The following is a 22,774-nucleotide window of genomic DNA, read 5'->3' as shown; positions in this document are numbered from 1 at the left end:
TAAAGTTACATCGGATGTATATGAAAAATCCACAGGAAAAGAGACCACAGAAACCCGTTGGTACATTAGTTCACTGAACTTAAACGCAGAACAAAGTCTACATGCAGTCCGTAATCATTGGCAGGTTGAGAGTATGCACTGGATGCTAGATATGACTTTTAGAGAAGATGAATCAAGGATTCGTAAAGGCCGAGGTCCACTTGCTTTTAATGTAATGAGAAAAATAGCGATGGGCTTATTTAAACAAGATAAGACAAAGTCGGCGAGTATAGCTGCAAAAAAAAAGATGGCAGCACTAGATGATGGCTATCGCTCAGCCCTTTTAGAATCAGGGATTAAAATGCGCTAGCCGTGGCCTGATCAGTCTGCAAATGCATAATAGCTAACTTCAAGATAAACGTTGTACTGCTCTTTATAGTGTTTTTGAATGCGCTGAATTTTGTCGTTCAGGCGCTGATTATTGTGTTAATTGTTATTGCCATAATTTTTCCTGTGACTATGCTTAGTAACTGATAGTTAATCATATTTGAATAATTTTATTAACTTGGCAGTGACTGTAATGTCAGCTGGATTGGCAGGATCAGCAGGTTTGTGTATTAACGCTAATAAAGGGCATGAGTATGAACTGGTTATACCAAAAATTAGTACAGACCAAATTAACATGCCGTCTGATTGTTGTATACAGCACAGTTTTTTTAGTTATTATCAGCATTACTGTCTCTGCGATATTGTTTAATGTTAAAAAAGTGATTACCACTAATATTGAATCAGAACTGCAGAACAGCTCATATCTGATCAACAGCATGATTAAAACGGCCCTTGATACCTCTATAAAAACTCATCTGAGAACCACCTCCGAAGTTGCTCTGGAAAATGCCGCCTATTATTACGATTTATATAAAAAAGGGGAGCTTAGTGAGCCGCAGGCTAAAGAAAAGGCGCTTAGCAGTATCAGACCGGTAAAAATCGGTACTACAGGTTATATGTATATCTTAGACAGTACTGGCAAACTTCTATATCACCCCTATAAGGCGCTGCAGTATACTAATATTTCTCAATATGACTTTATAAAAAAACAGATAAAAAACAAGAATGGTTATATTGAGTATATGTGGAGTAATCCTGGAGATACAACAGATCGTTCCAAAGCATTGTATATGAGATATTTTGCGCCCTGGGACTGGATTGTCAGTGCATCGAGTTACAGGAGTGAATTTTCTGACTTACTTAACCTCAGCGACTTCGAGCAGCAGGTAACCGGTGTTAAATTCGGACAGGATGGTTATCCGGTTATTCTTGATAACCAGGGCACCTTTTTAGTTCATCCGTCACTTAAAGGGCGTAATTTAATTGCTGAACAGGATCCGCGTGGTGCCGTTGTTAGTGAAATCATTAAAAATAAAAACGGCATTATTGAATACGACTGGAAAAACCCTTCAGACAAAGTATCAAGAAAGAAAGTGTTAGTTTATTCCGAATTAAAAGAATATAACTGGATCATTGCCTCTTCTGCTTATAAATCTGATTTTTACGGCGCGCTTAATGATGTTACAAAAATTATTGTGATCGCACTGCTGTTCTCTCTGCTTATAATGACAGCGGTGACAGTCAAGATAAGCGCCATGGTGATAAAACCAATTAAAAAACTTGAAGAAACAGTATTAAAAGGGGTAAACGGCGATTTGTCGGTACGTGTTGCAGTAAACGGTGGTGATGAGATTAATCAGCTAGGTATTCATTTTAATAATTTTATTGAATCCCTGGAAACTAATAATGCCAAGCTGCATGAAGAAATTATCAGAAGGCAGAATATCTCTGGGAAACTGGCTGCTTTAAACGAAAATTTAGAAGAGGTAGTAAAAGACCGTACTAAAGAGCTTCATGAAGCGCAGAATGAAATTATTCAAAGTGAAAAATTAACTGCTGTTAACCGCCTTATTAAAGATATTGCTCATAATATCAATACCCCGTTAGGTATTTCGATTACCTCGGCAACCTATATTGAAGACCTGGTTGCGCAGCTGCATCAAACCTATAACGAACATAAGATTAGTAAAAAAAATATTGAAACTTTTTTTAACCAGCATGATAAATCCTACGAATTATTAATGTCAGGTTTACAGAGGTCTGCTAATCTGATTGATATGTTTAAGCTGCTTACCAGAGATGATGTCTCCCTGACTAAAGACCGCTTTAATGTAAAAAGAGAGATTGAAAAAAGTATCAGTATGCTGCGCCTTGGAGAGCATAAAATCACACTCACTTGCGAAGAAGATATCGAGATAAACAGCTACTCAGCGGTCTTTGACCTGATTATTAATAATATACTGAGCAACTCACTGACACATGGATATGATATTGATAAATCGGGTCTTATCGATGTTAATGTTGTTATGAGGAAAATGCATCTGTCCATTCTAATTTCCGATAACGGCAAGGGTATCAGTGAGCAGGATCTGCATAGTGTTTTTGAACCTTTTTATACCAATAAATCCAGTACTAATGCCGGGTTAGGTTTAAGTATTGTGCAGCATTCAGTCAAAGATATTTTAAACGGCACAATTGAAATCAAAAGTACGATTGAAAGTGGTACTGAGGTCAAACTGGAAATTCCTATCGTATGATCTCAGCTGCTATTGTGCTCTTTAAACGTATGTCTTTCCGTAAAATAACCGCTAAGTGTTTGTTAAATCGGGTTTAATTCGTAATTGATATGTTTTGGTTATGTAAGCTATTAAAATGTGATATATAACTGCGCCAACCACTCAAACTCTAATATGATCAATATATCTGTAATAATTTCTCCCTTTATTATGAATTTGTGCCTCATTTGAATCTGAGCACAGAGTCAGTGTGTGTATACCTGTTATCAATCGAAATGTAAAAATCAGCAAGTCGAGAGGCGAGTAGGTTCTAAGCATGAAATTGAAGATCTAACGGGTATATGTATTGAAAAATATTAAAGGATTAAGAGTTATATATTATGATGAATAAATCAAAATTATCTATGACTGCACTTTGCGCAGGATTAGCGTTTAATGTAAATGCCGATGTACTTATAAGTGAAGTACTCTATGACGCTCCAAATAATGACACTGTTGAGGAATTTGTTGAGCTGTTTAATGCCGGCTGTGAAGCGGTAGATTTAAGCCAGTACCAGCTTAGTGATAACAGCAGCAGCTATAATCTCCAAGGCAGTTTAGCATCGGGTGCTTACTTTACGATAGCATCGGATCAGAGCGGATTCAGCAGCCTTTTCGGCGAGACACCGGATCAGTCTCCTATGTCGTTGACCCTAGGTAATTCCGGTGATTATGTACGTTTGAATAAAGGCTCTGAAGAGGTTGATGTGGTTGCCTGGGAAGGCGGGCTGTCGGGCTGGTCTTTAAATGTACGCAATGTGTCGCTATATAGAACAACCGTGGTTAACAGCAAATCTGCGGCTGACTGGAGTGCCAGCAGTAATGCAGGAAATCCCGGAAGCGGTTCGCTGTCGACTAGCTGCGATAACAACGGCGATACAGGCGGCAGTGAAACAGATCCTGCTCTGCTAGAAAATGGTCAGATTAAAAGTAATTTAGCAGCGTCGGCGGGGCAGACACTGAAGTTTACAGCAGATATTCCTGCCGGTGCCACAAAGCTTAGTTTTGTTATGAGCGGTGGAACAGGTGATGCAGATCTTTATATGCGTCAGGGCAGTGAACCGACAACGAGTGTAAGCGACTGTGCGCCTTACCTCAGTGGAAATGACGAACAGTGTGCAGTGGCGACACCGGTGACAGGCCGTTATTATATTAATATAGAAGCCTATGAAAGCTTTAGCGGTGTTAGTTTAATAGTAAATTATACTGCGCAAAGCGGTGGTGACACCGGTGGTGAGAGCAATGGTGATTACAGCTATTCTGTTTATTATAGTGATGCTATCGGCAAGTCCGGCTCTGCACTGAAATCCAGCCTTAATCAGATTATCAAAGGGCATACTCGTTTTAGCTATTCACAGGTTTGGGACGGATTAAATTATGCCGATGAAGATCCGAATAACAGCGATAATGTTATTTTACTGTACACCGGCCGCTCTGAAGCTAAAACAAACCGTGCAGGTATGAGTAACTCATCAGATGCATGGAACCGTGAACATGTATGGGCTAAAAGCCATGGTTTTCCTTCCAGCGGTCAGCATGGTTATACCGATTTCCACCACCTGCGTCCTGCCGATGTGAGCGTGAACAGCAGCCGAGGTAATAAAGATTTTGCTGCCGGCGGCAGTGAGATATCTGAAGCACCGGGTAATTATACCGACAATGACAGTTTTGAGCCGAGAGATGAAGTGAAAGGTGATGTCGCACGCATGGTGTTTTATATGGATGTGAGATATCAGGGCAATGACAGCAGCGGTACACCGGATTTGAGCATTGCTGACGGTACAACATCTACAGGTGATCCATTATTAGGTGATCTTTGTACTCTGCTTAGCTGGCATCTTCAGGATCCTGTCAGTGACTGGGAGCGCCGCCGTAACAACCGTATCTTCGAATGGCAGAAAAACCGTAATCCGTTCATCGATAACAGCGGCTGGGCATCAGAGTTATACGCTTCTTCATGCCCGTAGTTTTTTGAATTAAAATGTATGATTAAACGCAGCCGTCCGGCTGCGTTTTTATTACAAATTAACCTTATATAAACAGCAGCAGCGAAGTCACATAGAAATAGATCAGCAGACCACTCAAGTCAACGATAGTGGTGATTGCCGGGCTTGCGACAACTGCCGGATCCTGCTTACAGAATTTTGCCAGCAGCGGCAGTGTAGCTCCTACAACGGTTGAGGTGACAACTTGAATGAACAGTGCCAGAGCAATCGCAAAACCTATCATATTTAGAGACAAATTGTCCGGCAGCTCAACGCCGAAGGACAGAAATTGAATTTTTAAATATGAGACACCTGCTAAAGCCACTCCGATAAAAATTGATATGCGCAGCTCTTTCCATATTACAGCAAAGCAGTGTTTTATATTAAGCTCTCCTAGCGCCATTGAACGTATAATTACAGTGGCCGCCTGACTTCCTGCGTTGCCGCCCGTATCTGCCACCATCGGCATATACAATGCTAAAATAACCAGTGCAGTGATAGCATCCTCATAACTTTGAATAACCATACCCGATAAAATACCCACAGCCGCGAGCCCGGCGATCCAGTAAATACGTTTTCTAACATGCGTTAATACCGGGGTATCGAGATAGGGGGCCGGATCAGCAGCGCTTTGAATCCCCATTAAAAGCTCTACATCTTCAGTCTGCTCCTGGCGCATTACCTGCATAGCCTGTTTCGGGCCTAATAAACCAGCGGGGCGGCCTCTGCCGTCCACAATAGCCAGGCAGTCTAATGAGCTTTGCTGTAATAATGTTACCGCCTGCTCTTGATCTAAACCGGCATAGTGACCGGAAGCGGGCTCGCCGATATCTTTAAGCAGGGTATCCGCATCATGTGCAAATAGCTGATGTAATTCCAGTAATGCGCAGTACAGACCTTGTTTATCAACAATAAACAGTACTTTGTTATCAATGCTTGGATCCAGTAATTTAATCTGTTCAATTGCTTGTGACACAGAAGTTTCTGCGCTTAAAGATAAAAACGGGCTGTTGGATATAACGGAAATAACCGGATTCTGCTCAAGAGACAGCTTTATGATATCGCTCATTAACCAGACGGGCATATGCTTTCTTAAATAGGCTCTGTCCGGTTCAATCAGGGGGTTATAGATGTAAAAGCACTGCTGCAGTGACATATCAGAAAGCCATTCACTAAGCTGTTCAGAAGTTAAACTTTTTATAAAAGTAAGTAATTGTCGTTTTTTGTTGTCTGTATCAAAGTTGTGCTGTTCATGGCTTCTGTAATCAAAATCAGCAGGACAGTGCGGGTTAATGTAATTTGGTGTAATAGCTGCAATTGTGGACATGGTTAGTCCTCCCAAAAATAGGATTTAAATATATGATGTTGGATTTTTGAAAGGGACAACGACAGGGGGGATTAACAGTGTCTGCTGATTGAACAATCAGAATTTTATTAAATACAAAGGTAAAATTTAAAGCTTAAATTTTACCATAAGTATCCTCCAGCGCTGTTTTCCCTACTCGGAGGGATATCGTTAAGCATAAAGCTCTCCTACGTATGAATGGTTAGGGTGCAAATAGCAGTCTGTCTGAATGAGCAGATAGTTATTCTCACTGGTATTAAAAAATATGACTAAGGGGCTGCTGAATATTGTTGATTCAGACGTTTAACAGCGGCTGGCCGTTTTTTACTATGGTGTTAGATTGTAATAAGGAAAGCTGTAAGCCGGGAGACTGGATAAATCTAAATAATGTTTCAGATTAGCAGTGAGTCCTCCTGTTTTTAAAGCAGATTTTCCTGCAACTATCTGTACCCATTAGTTTTATTTGCCTAGTTAATTTTTTGGAAAGTATAAAGTTGTTTTGATGTATGTCAATAAAAACATCTGTTTATAACATACTCAAAAAAACAATAGATTTGCTGCTGTTTTTTATTTTATATGTTTATCTTGAATTGTTTTTATTTTACCGCTTGATGCCAGTCTGCTCAATATTTCATTGAAACTTTTTATTATTTGCTCACCTTCGGCATTAGTTTTGGGTATGATAAAATAATGACCTATTTTAACAAAACTATTTTCCAGCATTTTAAATTTGTTTCTGTTTTCAAACAGGTCTTCAATAAATTTCCAGCCTGCAATTTTATTGGTCATTACCAGATCGACCCGATCTGATTCCAGCATTTTAAAACAATGACCCATGCTTTTGGGTCTGGCAAGCTTAATAACATTCTTTTCCACTAATTTTTTTAACCCGAACAAGTTATATCCTATCGGTTTACAAACTCGTAAACCGGTTAAATCATTGTCTGTTTGATAGGTAAAATTAAAGGCCTGTTTTGTAAAAAAATATTCATGAAGCTCGTACATTACATCCGAGAAGTATAAGGTTTTTTCGCGTTCACTGTTTTTACTGTAGGGAAAGGTGCCTAGGAACTGGCCGTTCATAGTTGCAGAAAATCCGCGCTTCCAGGGTCTAAAGGTGATTTGCGGCTGATGCCCCATATTCGTGAAAACCTGATGAATTATTTCTGCTGCCATACCGCCGTTTTCTAGATGACTGCCGACAAAAGGCGGAAAATCTCCAGTTACCAGATTAATTTTTTGTGCCTGGCAGTTCAGGCTAAGTAGTAAAGACAGTAATAAAATTATTTTCATAGTGGCTCATTGACGGCAGGCTTCATTTACTTGGTAATAGGACTTATTATTATAAAGGATAAGCACCCTTTAATATTTAAGCAAATGCTGTACTGCCGGGCACGAATCCATGGTGATTTGATTTTGACTTATTGACCGAAGCGGGTCGCTGCGAAACTATTAAGTAAGCGGTGGATCAGATAACAAAACAGTAAAGTGGCGACAATGGCGAACAAAATACTGCTGATCCGGTACAGGGCGCTGAAGACCAGATCATTATCAGGCGCAAGATACTGCCCGAATAGTATGCCTAAGGTGGTGAGCGCAGCAAATCCCACACCGGAACCGCCGTCTTCTTTTACGTGTGCATAACTAAGCAGCATTAAACCTATCCACAGCAGCGGTATTACTAATATTAATTCACCCGACCAGTTGTATAAAAACAGTTGAGCGGCTAACCCGAGCACAACCCCTAACAGTGTGCCCATGGCACGTTTTCTTGCATAACTTAATGTGCCGTTCCAATGCATAGGAAATAACAGAAGAAGGGTTGTTGCCTGGGCAGACATTGAATCGCTTAAGTCAAAGATCTGAAACAGCAGAAATGATAATGCAGCAATTGATGCGCCCATTAGCGCTTCATGGCGCATTCGCTGTGACTGTTTAGTTTGCGGGGCATATTTTGCTCTTTCTTCACTGTCCGGAATCAGCATTGTCATTAACAATGCGATACTGACGCTTATTATACTTGCCCAGAGATTAGTGAAAATAAGTTCATTGAGATCTGTTGCCGGATAGCTGGCGAAATTCAGCATAATACTTAAGCTAAGCACGCTTTGTGCACCGAATAAAAACAGACTGCCTTTTGACATGCAGGCGAATTTATACAGAAACAGAAAAAAAGCAATGATCAGCATCAGCACCGGATGACTGCCGAATAAACCGCCTAAAATACCGACTTCCACCCCACAGACAACGGCCGCTGCAATGCACTGCTTGGCAGCCTGGCTATTCATTTTGGGTATCATTCCCAGCAGCAGTATCGGGGTTACGGTGAAAAATACGCCGTAGTTCCAGTTGAAAATTTTACACAGAGTGAAACCCAATGTCGCGCCCGTCGCGATGCGCAGGCATTGGCGGATATCATTTTCAGATAAAGAGTGATGCCATAATTTCATATCAGCGGCCTAATAGATGTAATGTAGATAGCTCAGCAGGCTGATCTGCATCTGTGCAAGTAGAGAAAAAACAGAATTGTCAGGCAGCAGCTGCACCGTTGCCCGCGCCCCTGATGGCAAGGTATACGGATAGTCATCGTCAAGTGTCAGATGCATGCGCATACGCTGCGCATCCCGTACCCAGCGGTTTGACTTTGCTGGTGTCGCCAGGCTGCCGTTGGCCTCAAACTGACCGGCGCTGATCCCGGCATCCATGCTTGTTATATAGGCTGGATAGAGATGACCCGGATCACCGTCAAAGGCAACTAATGCACGACCGCCAGTTATCGCCTGGCGCGAGCTTTTCTCCCGGAAATCCGCAATGATATCGAGCTCAGTGGAAACCAGAGCAAGCAGCGGTTTGCCGGTGGCCGCATAAGCTCCGGCCTTAAGCTGTAGATTAGTGACAATACCGTCCTGCTCTGCTTTAACCTGGGTATAGGATAAATTTAACTGCTGCTGCTCAAGCTGGTTTTGTGCCACCCGCAGATTGACGTTCTGCTCATCAAGTTCGCCGCGGCGTACCTGCAGTTCTTTCAAACGTGCTTTGGCCGCCAGTAAGCTGGCCTGAGCGGCTGTTGCCGTGCTTTGTGCATCATCTTTCTGCTGCTGCGATACATCATTGCGGCTGATTAGTGAGCTCATGCGCTGCGCATAGCGTTGTTTCTGCTCTGTAACAATACTGTTAGCTCTCACTTCTGCCTCAGCAGCTGCTAATGAGGCATCCAGCTGTCTATTACTTTTGCGGGTCTGTTCCAGGTTTAGGCGCGCTTTTTCTACCGCCAGGTGATGGGGGGCCGGATCAATATTAAACAGCAGCTCACCTTTAGAAACCCGCTGATTATTATTAACGTTAACCGCGGTAATGTGACCATTGAGCTGCGGTGCAACTTTAGTGACAGATCTTGTCGCCATTGCCTGTTGAGTCAGCGGCATTTTTAAATCGGCTAAAATAAAATAAGCAAAAACCATCACAAAGAGGATCATTGAAAGCTTTATCCAGCGGCTGAATTTTTGTTCTGGTGTCATATTAATTTCTCTCTTACTGTGCTTCTGTATCACTTAATCTGTGTAATGCGTTGCGTGCTATTTGTTCGATAATTTTTTTAAATTGAGCAAGTTCTGCCTCATCAATACCGGCTAATAAATCGTGGCGAACCTGCATAATGTGGGTTTCAATTTTACTGATGACTTCACCGCCCTGAACGGTAAGACTGACAATGCGTACGCGCTTATCTTTGTCACTGCAGTGACGGACAATCAGGCCTTGTTCTTCTAATTGTTTAAGTGTGCGCATCAGAGAAGCTAATTCAATTTCAAGTGCATCAGCGAGTGTTTTTTGACTGACATTATCCTTTAGAGATTTCAGCTTCCATAACGCGGTCCAGCGTGAATATGTTAATCCAAGTGGTGCCAGTTCTTTATCTGCAGCAGTGCGCCATAAACGCGCAAGACGGCCCAGCTGCTCGGCCAGCGACAGTTCCTGTAATACTTTAATATCATCAATCATATAAACCCTTAATAACTTAGCGTGCTAACTAATGTATATTGGTTAGCACGCTAAGTAAAATAAAAGGTGATAATTTGATATTTTTGAATATAAGTGAGAGCGCTTAGCTGAAGCTTTTGTTCTTTAAAGAACAGAGCATGTTATTTAGAAAGAGTATTATTTAACGATTGAAATGTTAGCGAAGAGAATATCGTGAAAAACGAAGCTTCTCGACTATAAGGTGTTTTATATGAAAAAAGCTTCCAATATAGCTCCCTGTGAATTTTGTTCGCTGAATTTAGAGACTGAACGGACGGCATATTATAAATGCTTAATACAGCCGTTTAATAGAAGCGTATTTATGCTTTCATCAATTAACTTGTTAAGCTTTGATAGTGCTCAGGAAAATAATTTGATATTTGATGAGCTGAATCGATTTAACCAGGAGGATAAAAATTTTTCGGGCTTAGCCGATGAGCAGACAGTTACTGCTGCATCTAAGTTATTTAAACATGCAGCAGTTCAAGAATGGAGATTAGCACAGTCTGACAGCAGTATACCGGCATTATCGATTAGAGAATCTGAAACGCTGATTTTAGATACAGCTGCCCGCTTATACCCGGCCCTTGAAACAGCGCTTTCCATAGAAGGAGCTGCGCATCATTTAGATCCATACGTTGATACTGCACGCTGTCTGCCTGATGGAAATACAGCCTCTGAGGATCTGCGTAGTTCTGATATTGTCAAATTGTGTGCAGAAGATAAACAGGTAGAGTATTGTTATTCGTATAAGCGGCTGAACGGTGAGGTTCGCGAGTACCGTATTGCTCAGAAATTAAAAGAAGCAGCATATGAAGAGTTGTTTCATCTGCTCTACCAGCCTGCAGTTATTCTCGATAGTAACTGTTTTTACGGGGCTAAAGTACTGCTGGGTTGGAGCGATTCTGAATTAGGTTTCGTAAGCCATGATGAATTTATTCCTATTGCCGAGCATCTGGGGGTAATACCGGACATCGGGCAATGGTTAATTAAGCAAAGCTGTCTGCAGTTAAAAAAATGGAATGATGCCGGGACTCCTTTATCCGGCAAGTTGTCAATTAACATATCAATTCACCAGCTCAAGCTGAAAAACTTCACTCATGAGCTGCTCAATAATGTTCTCTCTGAGGGAGCACTGCCAATAGATATTGAACTTGATTTTACAGAAAGCTTTTTATTGAACGATTCAAAAAAAGTAGAAGAGAAATTCAGTGAATTAAGTATGCTGGGATTTGGTGCTGCTATTGATGAATTTCAAACGGGTTATTCGACTTTAGCTTATCTGAAAACAAGCTCTGAGCGGACGTTAAAAATAAGCCGTGCATATATAAACAGTATTTTCAATAATCCTTGTGATAAGAAGCTTGTGAAGGCAATTATTGAGAATGCTAATCGGCTTGGAATAACAACTGCAGCTGAGGGGGTCGAAACAGCCGAGCAGGCTGAATTAGTGAAAGAGTTAGGCTGTAAACTGGTTCAGGGGCAGTATTATGCTGAACCCTGTTCAGTAGAGCAATTTATATTGAAAATGAACAGCCGCTGCACAATCTAATATGAAGCTGCCGGGGTTAAATACTTAACTGCATTATAAAGCTGATATCACCTGTATCTGCCGGATCGTTTGTTGACTGATTTAGTATTAACGTTGAAGGCAGGACATTGTAAATACAATGTCCTGCCTGGTGAAGTATTAAGCGCCGGCTAATGAAACCTCTTTATTATCAAGCGCCTGTTTACTGCTTAAAACAATCTCTTTTTTATCAAAGGTTAATAACAGCGCCGGCAGCAGCAGCAGATCAACAACCAAAGCGATACTGATGGTCATTGCCGTGATCAAGCCTAATTCAAAGTTTAACTTGAATGTTGATAACATCAGCACTGAAAAACCAGCTGTTAATACCGCTGTGGTAATAAATAATGCCGGGCCGACATTCGTAAAGGCATAACGTACAGCCTGCTCAGCATTGAGCTGCTTTTCGCGGCGGCCGCGCATATATTTGCTGAGAAAGTGCACCGTATCATCAACAATAATACCGATAATCATGCTCACCGATAAAGCCAGTGCAAAACCGATTTCACCTACCAGCAGCGCCCAAAGTCCGAATGACATCAAAGGCGGTACAAGGTTGGGTACCAGGCTGATAATGCCGATTTTTAGTGAACGCAGCGAGATTAATATCAACAGTGAAATCAGTGCCAGTGCAAAAGCAACACCCCCGGTCATCTGTTTAACGGTGCGTAAACTAATATGTGAAAACATAAACTGCGGACTGCCTGAGGTTACGTTTATCCACGGCGCCGCATTATGCAGCCACGCTTCTGCCCGTGCATTGAAAGCAATCATCTCGTTGTTTGATAAATTGTGCAGTGACACTGTAACCCGTGTTCCTGACTTATCAACATTAATCTGATTGTTAAGGTCTAGGCCGTAAGGCAGTGACATTTCGTACAGTAATAAATACTGTGCTGCTAATTCTCTATCTGCCGGTAAACGGTATAAGTCCGGGTCATCACCATGCAGGTTTTTATTCAGACGTTTCATAATATCCGATAAAACATTGACATGAACGACTTCCGGCTGCTGATATAACCAGCTGCGGTATTGTTCCAGCACTTGTAAATATTCCGGATCACTGGCACCGCCGGGCTGGTTTGAATCTAAACCATATTCAATATTATACGGGCCGGTAAGATGATCCGAGGCATAATCAGTATCTACTCTAAAGGCGACGGACTGATCAAAAAATTCCCATATTTTGTCGTTAACAATGTTTAACGGAATCAGTGAACACAGCAGCACTGTCAGCCCGGTCATTGACCATAAAACCTGTTTACGTCTGTTAATCACAAATTCGCCGATAACCTTGATGCCGTTAGATGTTTTGTTTTTACTGACTTTGACACGCACCGGAAATAACATCAGCAGCCAGGGAAGCAGTGTCATTGACAGCATAAATGAGATCAGTACGCCGACAGCTACCATATTGGCCAGATGGTGAAAGGGCGGTACGTCAGAAAAGTTCATGGTTAAAAAACCAACCATAGTGGTGATGGTCGCCAGTACTACCGGCTGCATGTTAACGCGCAGGCTTTCACTTAATGCAGAACGTTTTTCCATTCCGGCGCGCATATTATGGATCATGGAAAGCAGGATATGCACGGCATTAGCCACAACAATGGTCATTACAATGGTCGGCGCACTGGCTGAAACCGGAGTAAGCTGCACCCCTAACCATCCGGCAAATCCCATGGTGGACACAATTGATAACAGAATAATCATCAGTATAGTGAGTGTTGCTGTAATGCTGCGCAGGAAGAACAATAAGCCGATTAAGATCAGGGCAAACATGATTAATGTTAAAGACCCCATATCCGCCATTGAGGCTTCCATAAAGGCATTATCCATCGCCACTAAACCTGTCAAACGTACTTCAATGTCCGGGTTACTCTGCTCTAGCTGGCTGATTAAATTCCGGGTATAAGCAATGACTTTAGGGCTGCCTTCAGAGTCGCCTTCAGGCAGATTAATGGTGACATTAACTGCGGTTACTTTAGCATCTGCCGAAATGGCGCTGTTAAGCAGCAGCGGTTCGTTGAGCGCTATCTGTTTTATTTCCGCCAGCTGCTTATCACTTTTTGCGGCCGCATTTTCAATCAGATCTCCGACCACCAAATCATCGTCTAAGGCATAGGTATATTGAAAATTACTCAGTGAATCTACCCGTGATGAGAAAGGAATCTGCCAGGCTTCATTAGTCAGCCATTCTACGCTGCTTAATGTTTTCTGATTAAAAACCTGTCCGTCTTTAGGGGTGATAAGAATAACCACATTATCGGCTTTTACATAGGTTTTCTGAATTTCAGAAAAATCCAGGTACTGCGGATTATCATCTGAAAACCAGATCTGATAATCCGTTGCGAAGCTTAGAAAACGGGCGCCGCTGGCCATAGTGAAAACGATCACTAAAGAAAGCAGGGCAAACAGCCACCGCCATCTAACTAGGTTTTGTGCAAGTAAATTGGTCATAAATCCCTCTTTGATAACTTGGGTTATCGTTATGTAAACTTTTAACTGCTCTACAGAGCAGTTAGTGTCCCTGATAATTAAAAATAGCGTTCAACGGAAAGCTGAATATGATCATCATTGTTAAGCATGGAAACAAAATCCTGCGGCTGATTACTGTCAAACAGGCGCAGATCAAAACTGACTTTGTAGTTGTCGCCGAAACGCCGGTTTGCTTCGATTAAAAAGGTATTGCTGTGGTGCTCCATATCTGTTCTAAAACCAATTAACAGCTCGCTGCTCTGTACATCGTTAAGGGCAATACGGCTTCCGAGAAACAGATCATTCTGCAGATCCGCGCCGCGGGAAGCTTCACTTGCCTGCCCGCGAGAATCCCAGGCGTATTCCATCAGCCAGCCAAGGTCTGCACCTGAATCGAAAATACCGACACTGGTATATTCAAAACCGGCCTGTGCAGCTGCAAAATTATCCTTACTCGTGTCGCGGTAAATACTTTCAAACTTCCATAACCAGGCGCCGCTGGTTGCTTGAATATCAATACCGAGCTGATCCATCTGCTCATAATACGGGATCAGGCTTTGCGGTTCCTGACTACTGGGCTGGAGAAGCGGTTCGCGGTTAGTACCGTGAAACCAGTAGCTGCCGAGATCAAAATCGCCGATGCTGTGTGACCAGCGGAGAGCAAGATCGACATGCTGTTTACCCGCTGACGACTCATAAACTGCATTATCCGTATCAACCGCAGCCGGACCGCGTAACCGCCCGTTCTGGCCGGCAAAGGTGCGTTCTCTAAAGCCGGGCAGCAGATAATAATCGACAATGCCCCAGTTATTGACCGTGGACAGATTAAGCATCAGCTGGCCGAGCTTATCTTCTCCGTCGATGTCTTCTACTGCGTCCGTCTGATTAATAACATCCACTAAATGCTGAAATTCAGTCACCCCCCAGAATACCCGCCGTATACCTGCACGCAGCTCCCAGTTTTCACTGACATGGATATAGGAAAGCTCTCTGATATCCCCGTGAGTACGCTCTGAGTCCTCGCTGTCATAGCGGTAATAAGGGATAAAAGTGATGGAATCAGCACTGTTGTTCCAGGCGTAATAAATTTCCGCCTGTGCATAAAAACCCGGCTGTGTATTTTCTAACTGCTCAGGGTACTGGCCCTGTTCAAAAAAATAACGACTGTCGGCACCGACCTTGGCATTTGCTTCAAATTCTGAACAGGTAACTGCGCTGCTTAGTAACAGGCTGATGGTGAGCAGTGACCATTTAAACCACATATCAGCGTACTCGTTTTAATGCATTTTTGTTAAAATCACCGTCCTTCAGACCGCTTTTAAAGGTGTAGTTTTTCCACTTCAGCTCGGTGCTTTTGCCGTTCTGGTGGTTAACCATATTCAATGTATCGGCGCGCCAGTATTGATTAAGATACTGCCGGTAACTTGTATAAGTTAAGGTTTTCAGCAGGGTATTTTTGCGATCGTAGAAATCAATTTTCTGAATGCGGTAAGCTTCTTTATCTACCCAGACGATACGCCGTGTATAACCGGAATGCGGATCAACGGGGTACTGTTCAACTTTAAAGCTGTCCAGACCGTTAATGACTTCATCTCCCAAGTATTTATAACTGTATTTTTCAATTTCAAAGGAGCTTAAATCTTCAAACGCAAACTGCGAGCCCATAAACGGACCGGATTTATTGCGTGATGAAATTCGTTTTACCCGCTTTAAAGCTGGTAGATATAACCATTGGTCATCAGCTTCTACCGGGTGAGAAAAACTTAGAAACGCGGTGCCTTTAACATCACGAGGCTTGTTAAAGGTGGTGAGGCTTTTGTCTCCGTCAGTTAATTGCTCAATGGTTTTTATTTTTAATTCACGTATGCTTTTCTGCCCCTGTGCATTGTGCAGAATCATCAGCATGTCGGCGCTGCTGTCTGTCCAGCCCGTATCGTGTTGTTTTACCTGCTGCGATATTTCCAGTCCCTGCTGCTCCTGAGTTAATGCAAAGCTGCTGGTGCTTACCAGGGTAAATACGGCGGCGGCTGCCAGTTTATTGATGCTGATATTGTTCAACATTTTCACTCCTTAAATGCGTTGAAAGTAAACCCTCATGACCATGCAGATCGAAAAGATTTATACTGCGGCTCAATGTTCTTATTGATTCGAGCTAATCTTAGTTAACTTTTTCTGGATGATATATAACCAAAATCAACCAGTGGTGGTGCTAAAATGCACCACATAAAAAGTCTGCTGATGTTAAAATATGAATTAGGCAGTTTAATTTCATCTATGCATGCAGGGGAAGAGTTATGAACAGTTGGAACGATGTACGTTTTGTCCTGGCTTTAGCACGAAGCGGCTCTATCAGGCAGGCGGCTAAAAGTTTACAGGTTAACCATACAACGGTTGCCAGGCGTATCGATGCCTTAGAGAAGCGTTTACAGGCGCGTTTATTTGAAAAAACACCCGGCGGTTATGTACTGACGGCATCGGGAAAAATTATCAGTGAAGCCGCCGAGGAGATGGAAGATCTGCTTCTTGGCAGCGAGCGGAAAATAGAAGGTGCGGATATTGAATTAAGCGGTGATGTGCATATTCATTTTCCCGATGCGTTTAACGAAATGCTTTGTGAATTATTAGCACCGTTTTCACAGCAGCACCCTAAATTAAAAATTCACCTTTCCTGTAGTTCTGAGGTTGCCGATCTGGCGCGAAGAGAGGCGGATATTGCCCTGCGGGTTGCCCAGTCTCCCCCGGAAGATATGGTCGGCAGAGCAGTTGCTAAACTGCCCGTAGCACTGTTTGCAGCTGCTGATTATTCCGTTGATTCTGCTAAAAACTGGTCTGACTACCCCTGGATTCGCTGGGCGCCTAAGTTTAGACATGCACCAGCTGAGCAGCTTGCTGAAAAGCTTTGCGGCGGTTCGACGTCTGCACTGGTGGTGAACACCTATGCATCAATATCCAGTTTAATAAAAAATGGTGCGGGTATCGGTTTATTAATTCCCTGTCTGGCAAACAGAGATCCGAAACTAAAACAGATCTCAGCGGAGTTCGCTGAAGGAGCACTAGATGTATGGATCCTTATTCATCCGGATTTAAGAGGAGTTAAACGGATCAAAGCAATTACCGACTTAATAAAAGATAAATTTGATAGTTACAGCTGCTAAGCGTCGTTTCTATAACCGTTGTTTTGGGCAGATTTTTCCGGTTAATAGCGCTTTAGCCTAATTGTCTGACCATAATAGCTTTTTGCGGCGTTTTATACTTTTATCTGCGGACATTTTTGGTTAAGGTGTATTGATAACTATATACAACGGCATTAGTGCCTTCACTTCATTATCTTGAGTAATATTCTATGCCATTAAAAACAGATGAATTACGAACCGAAAGACTAGACTACCTTATTACTCCGGCTGAATTAGCTGAAGATTGTCCAATATCAGATAGTTCTGCCGGTGTGGTGACCCGTGCCCGCAGAGAGGTTGAAGCGATTCTAGCCGGTGAAGATCACCGCCTGCTGGTGGTTGTCGGCCCTTGTTCTATTCATGATCCGGATGCCGCCCTTGAATATGCGCAGCGTCTGGTAAAACTCAAAGATGAATTTACCAATGAGTTGTGCATTGTGATGCGTACCTATTTTGAAAAACCGCGCACGATTGTCGGTTGGAAAGGGCTGATCAACGATCCTGATCTGGACGGCACGAATAATGTTAATAAAGGTATTAAACTGGCCAGAAAATTACTGGTCGATATTAATGAGCTGGGCCTGGCAACTGCAACGGAATTTTTGGATATGGTGACCGGTCAGTATATTGCTGACCTTATTACTTGGGGGGCTATTGGTGCCCGTACGACAGAGAGCCAGGTACATCGTGAAATGGCATCGGCACTGTCCTGCCCGGTTGGATTTAAAAACGGGACTGATGGTAATTTAAAAATTGCTATGGATGCGGTGCGTTCGGCTAAAGCCCGTCATATTTTTTATTCGCCGGATAAAATCGGCCGTATGACAATTTATAAAACTGCCGGTAATCCCTACGGTCACTTGATTCTACGCGGCGGCAAAACACCTAACTACAGCGCGGCTGATATTCGCAATACAGTAAATGAGCTGGATAAGGTCGGCTTAAGTCAGCGTCTAGTGGTTGATTTCAGTCACGGTAACAGCTTTAAAGAGTATAAAAAACAATGGGATGTTGCTCATGATGTGATGGCGCAGATGCGTGACGGATGCCGTTCAATATCCGGCGTGATGATTGAAAGCTTTATTGAAGAGGGCAGTCAGTCCGTGGAAGACGGTAAAGAACTGGTTTTCGGTAAAAGCATTACAGATGCATGCATTAACTGGAGCGACACGGAAAATATGCTTCGTGAACTGGCTGATGCAAGCAGAGACCGGATGCATAAAATCTGATCAATCCTGTTTTATCTAACACACCCGAGTATTATCTATTTTAGTGAGATAATCTTCGGGTGTGTTTTTACCTGTCGTTATAATTGCCGGTTGTTGTTAATTTCCTAATTTAAAATGAACGGCCGGAAAACTGCAGGTAGCGGTTAGCCGCTGTAGAGTTGGTCTGACTAAAGTGAATTTGGTTAGTGGCCGAGATTATGTTCTTTATCTCCTTTAGTGAATTCAGATCTTGTTCATCCCATTTTTCAGCCTGATCACCATTCAGGTATGCGGTGATTTCTATCAAGGATACTTTTACATCGGAAGCGTTTAATTTCCCTGTTGTTGAATCTAAGTTTTCTATGACCTTTTTTGCTCTGTCTAAGGTGCCGATAAGATTATCCTCAGGATCCTGACTGCTCACTTTATCTGTAAAACTTTCAATAAAATCCAACACTTTAACCACAGCATTGGCGTTTTTATCTGCCTGTGCAGTTTTTGAATAACCAAGCTGCTCTACCTGCTGATGCGTCAATAAACCATCGCTCTGCAGCCTTTGAATATATTTCGGGATATCTGCCATAGAAAGCTGTCCGCTGCCGAAAAAATCCGAGGCAATGCTTTGTATTTTTATAGCCCTGCTTGTGAAGCTGACCGTTTCACCTGCCGTTCCGTCCGTTGTTTTACTGATCGGCGCAGTATTGTCCGCTGCTTTAACCTCTTTGCCGGCGGAAGCCGCTTCAGTGCTGCTGGTATAACCAATACTGTTTGATAAGGGTTGAGGTGTTTGTGATGTGATTACCGCCGTCATCTGCTGAACCTTTATTTAAAATTAATAATCATATAGTTAGCAAATATCATGCCTAATGTCTTATAGCCGGGCGGCTGCTTTTTTAGAGCAGTTACAGACAGATCGTGATTCTATTACTAAAATTATAAACGGCCGGTTAATTCTACCGGTGTAAATTTTCTTTTTTGGAATAACTGAAAAATAATGACTGTAGATAAAATACAACTTGTCACCCATAACGGTACTTTTCATGCAGATGAAGTCTCGGCAGTGGCTTTGCTGCATGTTTATGGAATTATTGACTATCCCAGCCTTAATATAATTCGCACTCGAGAAATGGATGTTATTAACCAGGCTGATATTGTATTAGATGTCGGTGGAATTCATGATCCTGACAAGCGGCGCTTTGACCATCATCAGATTGTAAACGGCAGGGTGTCAAGTGCCGGGCTGGTATGGCAGTGGATAAAACAGCAGGGCGGTGAAGTTAACAGACAAATTGACCGCTTTGTTGATGCCGTTGATAAACATGACTGCGGCGTGCAGAAGATGCCCGGCTTTTCATTTGCAGAGATTATTGCCTCCTATAATCATGGTGATGTATTTAATGAAAGCCGCCAGCAGAGGCAGTTTTATGAAGCGCTGAAAATTGCGGTTACTTTTATCGCCGACCTGAAAGTAAAGCAGGAACGATTGATTAAAACGCAGGAAATCATTAAACGTTCGCAAATTTACCATATCGGAAAATGCCGCATACTTATTTTAGATGAATACGCTTATGACTGGACGGCATTAATCCATGGTCAGAGCCGCTACTCGAAAATTACTCATGTGGTCTGGTTTGTAAAAGCGAAGAATGAATGGTGCATTCAAATACCTACTGTTAAAGCTGGTAGTTTTGACCTTGTTTATAGGAAGCTGCTGCCGGATGATAAAGCTGCATTTGTTCATCAGAATGGTTTTCTGGCTGTTTATAAAAGCAAAGAGGCACTTGTAAATATGTTCGGCCGCTTAAGCCGTCCCGCCGCTAGTGACTGAGTTTTTTGTTTTTAACCATGCATTCGGCAGCTTAAGCGGTGCAGATTTGTACTCCAGCTTTTCTTAGAAAACTTTATGCGCTGCTCTTTGCCGCTTTGACAGAGGCTGCCTGCAGCACTAACGTTACAAATACAAACAATTTTATTTCGACAGTTCCGGAGTGAACAAATGAAGATATTAATAATATTAACTGTCATTTTAATGGTTATGCAGACGGCTAATGCAGATGGCGATTTTGTTACTTATCAGGTAAGCGGTAAACTGTACCAGGGGTATTTTGTCACTCCTTCCAGAGAAGCTCCACTGGTTTTACTGGTTCATGACTGGGACGGCTTGACTGATTATGAGGTAAAGCGCGCTAATATGCTGGCAGATTTAGGGTACAGCGTTTTTGCCGCGGATCTTTTTGGTAAAGGGATTCGTCCCACGCAGGTAAAAGATAAACGTCAGCACACCGGAGAGCTATATAAAGACCGAGTTAAGATGCGTGAACTGCTTCAGGCCGCCTTAGGTACAGCTCTGCTTAAAGGTGCAGACGGCGATAATGCTGTCGCTATGGGGTACTGTTTCGGCGGCGCCGCGGTGTTGGAGTACGCTCGTTCTGGTGCAGATCTGAAAGGTTTTGTTACCTTTCATGGCAGGCTGAAAACGCCGCCAGGGCAAGATTATAAACACACTAAAGGCAATCTGTTAATTTTCCACGGCAGTGCTGACAGCAATATCAGTATGCTCCAGTATGCACAGCTGGCCGTTGAATTAGAGAAGAATAATATTAGCCATGAAATGACCAACTACAGCGGCGCGCCCCATGCCTTTACTGTATTTGGATCTGCACGTTATCAGGCCGATGCTGATAAAAAGTCCTGGGCCCGTTTTACTCAGTATCTGTCTGAGACATTAAAAACAGCAAAGTAATTATTTATATGCTTAAAATATGAACTTAGACCAGTCTGTTAAGCTGCTGATGGTACTCTCAGATGCTGGACTAATGTAAAGCAGTATGCAGATCGCAATAAAAGTCAACAGGGTTAACATTTTGTTGTCAAAGTCAGCCAGTTTGAAGGCGCTTCCAAAGGAGTTCTTAATTCTGACATTACGCAGATCTACGCTGAATACTTCATCTAATATTAAATGAATGATTCCTCCCAGAAAAATTAATCCTCCGGAAAGCCAGGCAATAATCTCGGATTGTTGTGAATGAGTCTGACTTAATCTCCAGGTTACCTGAGTTGTGAGCAGGGCACATAGCAGTAGAAAAAGCAGAGAGTGACAGCTTCCTCTATGGTCAGTGATCTTTTCAAATATCGGCCGTATAACATATTTCATAATACTGTAAAGAATTACAGGAATAATAATCAGTTCAGTAAAACTTATTTCTCTGAACTGACTGTCGGTAATAAAACGCAGCACCAGCAGTATTACGGTTAAAGCAAATAGAGTAAAGATACTGTCCAGTGATGTTGAATTGTCAGAATCAATATCCGGGAGAAGGCCTCCGACTGTCCCGATAAACCAAAGCCAAAGCGCATTATTAAGATCAATATGTCCAGCCGATAAAAGTGCTGAGGAAGCAAGGCCGGTTGTCACCGCCGCGGTATTGAGGTGGGTCTTGAAGTTTGCCATGGTTTACCTTTGTCAAAATATTTAACGACTATTTTAGCATCTGCAGCCGTTAAGTTTTCTGATTTATTAGCTTTGATAGAGCTAATGGTGTTTTTATGTACGTGTGTAGAAAAGCCTAAATTGTGATATTCTCATTGCAATATCATTTTTGCATAACTATTTACTTGAATTAATTGTCAACAAAGTGTATAAATGTAAACGCTTACAACTTATAGGGATATTGGTGGATAAATTTCACCACTGGCTTTGTTTAAGGATGAACCAGACAACCCATAACAGTACCTCTTTGAACAATATTGAGATGTAAACGCTTACCCTGCTCTATGGACGGTTAAAAAACAAAGACAGTGTGCTCCTCATTGGAAAAGTTCACTGCTCGAGTTTGCAGGAATGAGTTAAACAAATCAGATCCGGTTATACATTCCAGTTGAATGAACTTTCAGGTGCAGACGAGTGGTGAACATGGGCAGAGTACAAGTCACAGCATATTTACGGAAAAAGTGTCTTCGATATTCATAATAAACCAATTATAGGACCCATAAACAATGCAAGATATTCATCAACTAGCAATTTTACCAAATCAAGATTCAATCAACTGTGTTGCTGAAATAAGCAATGACTTTAATGCCAGCCATGTTGAATTTGGTGCGTTATTAGCAAAGCTTCAGCATGCGGTAGTTGACTCTGGATTTATGTCAGGACAAGACAATCATGAATGGATGGCGTCACGAGGCTGTAACTTTATAGCGAATCCAAAGTTATTTGATAGTGCACCATTAACATATACCTGTGTTTTTATTGGAGAGCTGTTTAATAATATGGAACCAGAAGAGATTCTTCTTCGTGTGCCCGCGCCGGTTATTAAACAAGCTTTGCTGCGTATGAATGATTTTAAAAGTATGTAAACA

The 22,774-nt window shown here is 42.3% G+C and carries 19 protein-coding genes; 9 read left to right on the top strand and 10 right to left on the bottom strand.

The window, feature by feature from the left end:
* The 3 genes from G327_RS24880 to G327_RS0115495 all read left to right on the top strand — a co-directional run.
* Positions 1-349 (top strand): ISAs1 family transposase (locus G327_RS24880; protein ID WP_019615715.1); only part of this gene is annotated, 349 nt, incomplete at its 5' end.
* 271 nt (positions 350-620) lie between these two features.
* Positions 621-2,624 (top strand): sensor histidine kinase, encoded by a 2,004-nt coding sequence (locus G327_RS0115500; protein WP_019615714.1) that lies wholly within the window; start codon positions 621-623, stop codon positions 2,622-2,624.
* Between the two features lie 359 nt (positions 2,625-2,983).
* Positions 2,984-4,609: an endonuclease gene (locus G327_RS0115495; protein ID WP_019615713.1), complete on the top strand. Its 1,626-nt coding sequence runs from the start codon at positions 2,984-2,986 to the stop codon at positions 4,607-4,609.
* A 64-nt stretch (positions 4,610-4,673) separates the two neighbouring features.
* On the opposite strand, the gene G327_RS0115490 is transcribed toward G327_RS0115495, so the two are convergent.
* The 5 genes from G327_RS0115490 to slyA form a co-directional block, all read right to left on the bottom strand.
* Positions 4,674-5,954, bottom strand: coding sequence for a magnesium transporter (locus G327_RS0115490; protein WP_019615712.1), 1,281 nt, complete (start codon positions 5,952-5,954; stop codon positions 4,674-4,676).
* A gap of 585 nt (positions 5,955-6,539) precedes the next feature.
* Positions 6,540-7,265, bottom strand: coding sequence for a substrate-binding periplasmic protein (locus tag G327_RS0115485; RefSeq protein WP_019615711.1), 726 nt, complete (start codon positions 7,263-7,265; stop codon positions 6,540-6,542).
* Between the two features lie 128 nt (positions 7,266-7,393).
* A complete protein-coding gene (locus tag G327_RS0115480; protein WP_019615710.1) occupies positions 7,394-8,422 on the bottom strand; it encodes a DUF2955 domain-containing protein in 1,029 nt (342 codons plus the stop codon).
* Positions 8,423-8,431: 9 nt separating this feature from the next.
* Entirely contained in the window at positions 8,432-9,490 is a 1,059-nt protein-coding gene (locus G327_RS0115475) for an HlyD family secretion protein (protein WP_019615709.1), read from the bottom strand.
* A 13-nt stretch (positions 9,491-9,503) separates the two neighbouring features.
* Positions 9,504-9,971 carry a transcriptional regulator SlyA gene (gene slyA, locus G327_RS0115470; protein WP_019615708.1) on the bottom strand — a complete coding sequence of 156 codons (468 nt, stop codon included), beginning with the start codon at positions 9,969-9,971 and terminating at the stop codon, positions 9,504-9,506.
* A gap of 229 nt (positions 9,972-10,200) precedes the next feature.
* On the opposite strand from slyA, the gene G327_RS26155 reads away from it, so the two are divergent.
* Positions 10,201-11,541: an EAL domain-containing protein gene (locus G327_RS26155; RefSeq protein WP_019615707.1), complete on the top strand. Its 1,341-nt coding sequence runs from the start codon at positions 10,201-10,203 to the stop codon at positions 11,539-11,541.
* Between the two features lie 138 nt (positions 11,542-11,679).
* Here the strand turns inward: G327_RS26155 and G327_RS0115460 are convergent, their stop codons facing one another.
* The 3 genes from G327_RS0115460 to G327_RS0115450 all read right to left on the bottom strand — a co-directional run bounded on the left by G327_RS0115460 (position 11,680) and on the right by G327_RS0115450 (position 16,095).
* Entirely contained in the window at positions 11,680-14,016 is a 2,337-nt protein-coding gene (locus tag G327_RS0115460) for an efflux RND transporter permease subunit (protein WP_019615706.1), read from the bottom strand.
* Between the two features lie 77 nt (positions 14,017-14,093).
* Positions 14,094-15,296 (bottom strand): hypothetical protein, encoded by a 1,203-nt coding sequence (locus tag G327_RS0115455; protein WP_019615705.1) that lies wholly within the window; start codon positions 15,294-15,296, stop codon positions 14,094-14,096.
* A gap of 1 nt (position 15,297) precedes the next feature.
* Positions 15,298-16,095, bottom strand: a complete 798-nt coding sequence (locus tag G327_RS0115450; protein WP_019615704.1) for an outer membrane lipoprotein-sorting protein — start codon at positions 16,093-16,095, stop codon at positions 15,298-15,300.
* A gap of 233 nt (positions 16,096-16,328) precedes the next feature.
* Between G327_RS0115450 and G327_RS0115440 the strand changes: the two genes are divergently transcribed.
* Together G327_RS0115440 and G327_RS0115435 are read left to right on the top strand one after the other, a co-directional pair.
* Positions 16,329-17,189, top strand: coding sequence for a LysR family transcriptional regulator (locus G327_RS0115440; RefSeq protein WP_019615703.1), 861 nt, complete (start codon positions 16,329-16,331; stop codon positions 17,187-17,189).
* A 188-nt stretch (positions 17,190-17,377) separates the two neighbouring features.
* Complete coding sequence (locus tag G327_RS0115435; protein ID WP_019615702.1) at positions 17,378-18,436, top strand: 3-deoxy-7-phosphoheptulonate synthase; 1,059 nt, start codon at positions 17,378-17,380, stop codon at positions 18,434-18,436.
* A gap of 109 nt (positions 18,437-18,545) precedes the next feature.
* On the opposite strand, the gene G327_RS0115430 is transcribed toward G327_RS0115435, so the two are convergent.
* Positions 18,546-19,226 carry a hypothetical protein gene (locus G327_RS0115430; RefSeq protein WP_019615701.1) on the bottom strand — a complete coding sequence of 227 codons (681 nt, stop codon included), beginning with the start codon at positions 19,224-19,226 and terminating at the stop codon, positions 18,546-18,548.
* Positions 19,227-19,409: 183 nt separating this feature from the next.
* On the opposite strand from G327_RS0115430, the gene G327_RS26150 reads away from it, so the two are divergent.
* Both G327_RS26150 and G327_RS0115415 read left to right on the top strand, forming a co-directional pair.
* Positions 19,410-20,243 (top strand): MYG1 family protein, encoded by an 834-nt coding sequence (locus G327_RS26150; RefSeq protein WP_019615699.1) that lies wholly within the window; start codon positions 19,410-19,412, stop codon positions 20,241-20,243.
* Between the two features lie 168 nt (positions 20,244-20,411).
* Positions 20,412-21,158 carry a dienelactone hydrolase family protein gene (locus tag G327_RS0115415; protein WP_019615698.1) on the top strand — a complete coding sequence of 249 codons (747 nt, stop codon included), beginning with the start codon at positions 20,412-20,414 and terminating at the stop codon, positions 21,156-21,158.
* A gap of 12 nt (positions 21,159-21,170) precedes the next feature.
* Here the strand turns inward: G327_RS0115415 and G327_RS0115410 are convergent, their stop codons facing one another.
* Positions 21,171-21,866, bottom strand: coding sequence for a metal-dependent hydrolase (locus G327_RS0115410; RefSeq protein ID WP_019615697.1), 696 nt, complete (start codon positions 21,864-21,866; stop codon positions 21,171-21,173).
* Between the two features lie 545 nt (positions 21,867-22,411).
* Between G327_RS0115410 and G327_RS0115405 the strand changes: the two genes are divergently transcribed.
* Complete coding sequence (locus G327_RS0115405; RefSeq protein WP_019615696.1) at positions 22,412-22,771, top strand: hypothetical protein; 360 nt, start codon at positions 22,412-22,414, stop codon at positions 22,769-22,771.
* The last annotated feature ends 3 nt before the right edge of the window (positions 22,772-22,774 follow it).

Source organism: Psychromonas ossibalaenae ATCC BAA-1528 (genome assembly GCF_000381745.1).
Lineage (GTDB): Bacteria > Pseudomonadota > Gammaproteobacteria > Enterobacterales > Psychromonadaceae > Psychromonas > Psychromonas ossibalaenae.
Note: the sequence above shows the minus strand (reverse complement) of the source record. Positions and strands in the feature narration are given on the sequence as shown.

What these genes read in the sequence shown, in the direction of transcription:
- G327_RS0115500 (WP_019615714.1), top strand. Translation starts at nt 621, where the DNA reads ATGAACTGGTTATACCAAAAATTAGTACAGACCAAATTAACATGCCGT.
- G327_RS0115495 (WP_019615713.1), top strand. Translation starts at nt 2,984, where the DNA reads ATGATGAATAAATCAAAATTATCTATGACTGCACTTTGCGCAGGATTA.
- G327_RS0115490 (WP_019615712.1), bottom strand. Translation starts at nt 5,954, where the DNA reads ATGTCCACAATTGCAGCTATTACACCAAATTACATTAACCCGCACTGT.
- G327_RS0115485 (WP_019615711.1), bottom strand. Translation starts at nt 7,265, where the DNA reads ATGAAAATAATTTTATTACTGTCTTTACTACTTAGCCTGAACTGCCAG.
- G327_RS0115480 (WP_019615710.1), bottom strand. Translation starts at nt 8,422, where the DNA reads ATGAAATTATGGCATCACTCTTTATCTGAAAATGATATCCGCCAATGC.
- G327_RS0115475 (WP_019615709.1), bottom strand. Translation starts at nt 9,490, where the DNA reads ATGACACCAGAACAAAAATTCAGCCGCTGGATAAAGCTTTCAATGATC.
- slyA (WP_019615708.1), bottom strand. Translation starts at nt 9,971, where the DNA reads ATGATTGATGATATTAAAGTATTACAGGAACTGTCGCTGGCCGAGCAG.
- G327_RS26155 (WP_019615707.1), top strand. Translation starts at nt 10,201, where the DNA reads ATGAAAAAAGCTTCCAATATAGCTCCCTGTGAATTTTGTTCGCTGAAT.
- G327_RS0115460 (WP_019615706.1), bottom strand. Translation starts at nt 14,016, where the DNA reads ATGACCAATTTACTTGCACAAAACCTAGTTAGATGGCGGTGGCTGTTT.
- G327_RS0115455 (WP_019615705.1), bottom strand. Translation starts at nt 15,296, where the DNA reads ATGTGGTTTAAATGGTCACTGCTCACCATCAGCCTGTTACTAAGCAGC.
- G327_RS0115450 (WP_019615704.1), bottom strand. Translation starts at nt 16,095, where the DNA reads ATGTTGAACAATATCAGCATCAATAAACTGGCAGCCGCCGCCGTATTT.
- G327_RS0115440 (WP_019615703.1), top strand. Translation starts at nt 16,329, where the DNA reads ATGAACAGTTGGAACGATGTACGTTTTGTCCTGGCTTTAGCACGAAGC.
- G327_RS0115435 (WP_019615702.1), top strand. Translation starts at nt 17,378, where the DNA reads ATGCCATTAAAAACAGATGAATTACGAACCGAAAGACTAGACTACCTT.
- G327_RS0115430 (WP_019615701.1), bottom strand. Translation starts at nt 19,226, where the DNA reads ATGACGGCGGTAATCACATCACAAACACCTCAACCCTTATCAAACAGT.
- G327_RS26150 (WP_019615699.1), top strand. Translation starts at nt 19,410, where the DNA reads ATGACTGTAGATAAAATACAACTTGTCACCCATAACGGTACTTTTCAT.
- G327_RS0115415 (WP_019615698.1), top strand. Translation starts at nt 20,412, where the DNA reads ATGAAGATATTAATAATATTAACTGTCATTTTAATGGTTATGCAGACG.
- G327_RS0115410 (WP_019615697.1), bottom strand. Translation starts at nt 21,866, where the DNA reads ATGGCAAACTTCAAGACCCACCTCAATACCGCGGCGGTGACAACCGGC.
- G327_RS0115405 (WP_019615696.1), top strand. Translation starts at nt 22,412, where the DNA reads ATGCAAGATATTCATCAACTAGCAATTTTACCAAATCAAGATTCAATC.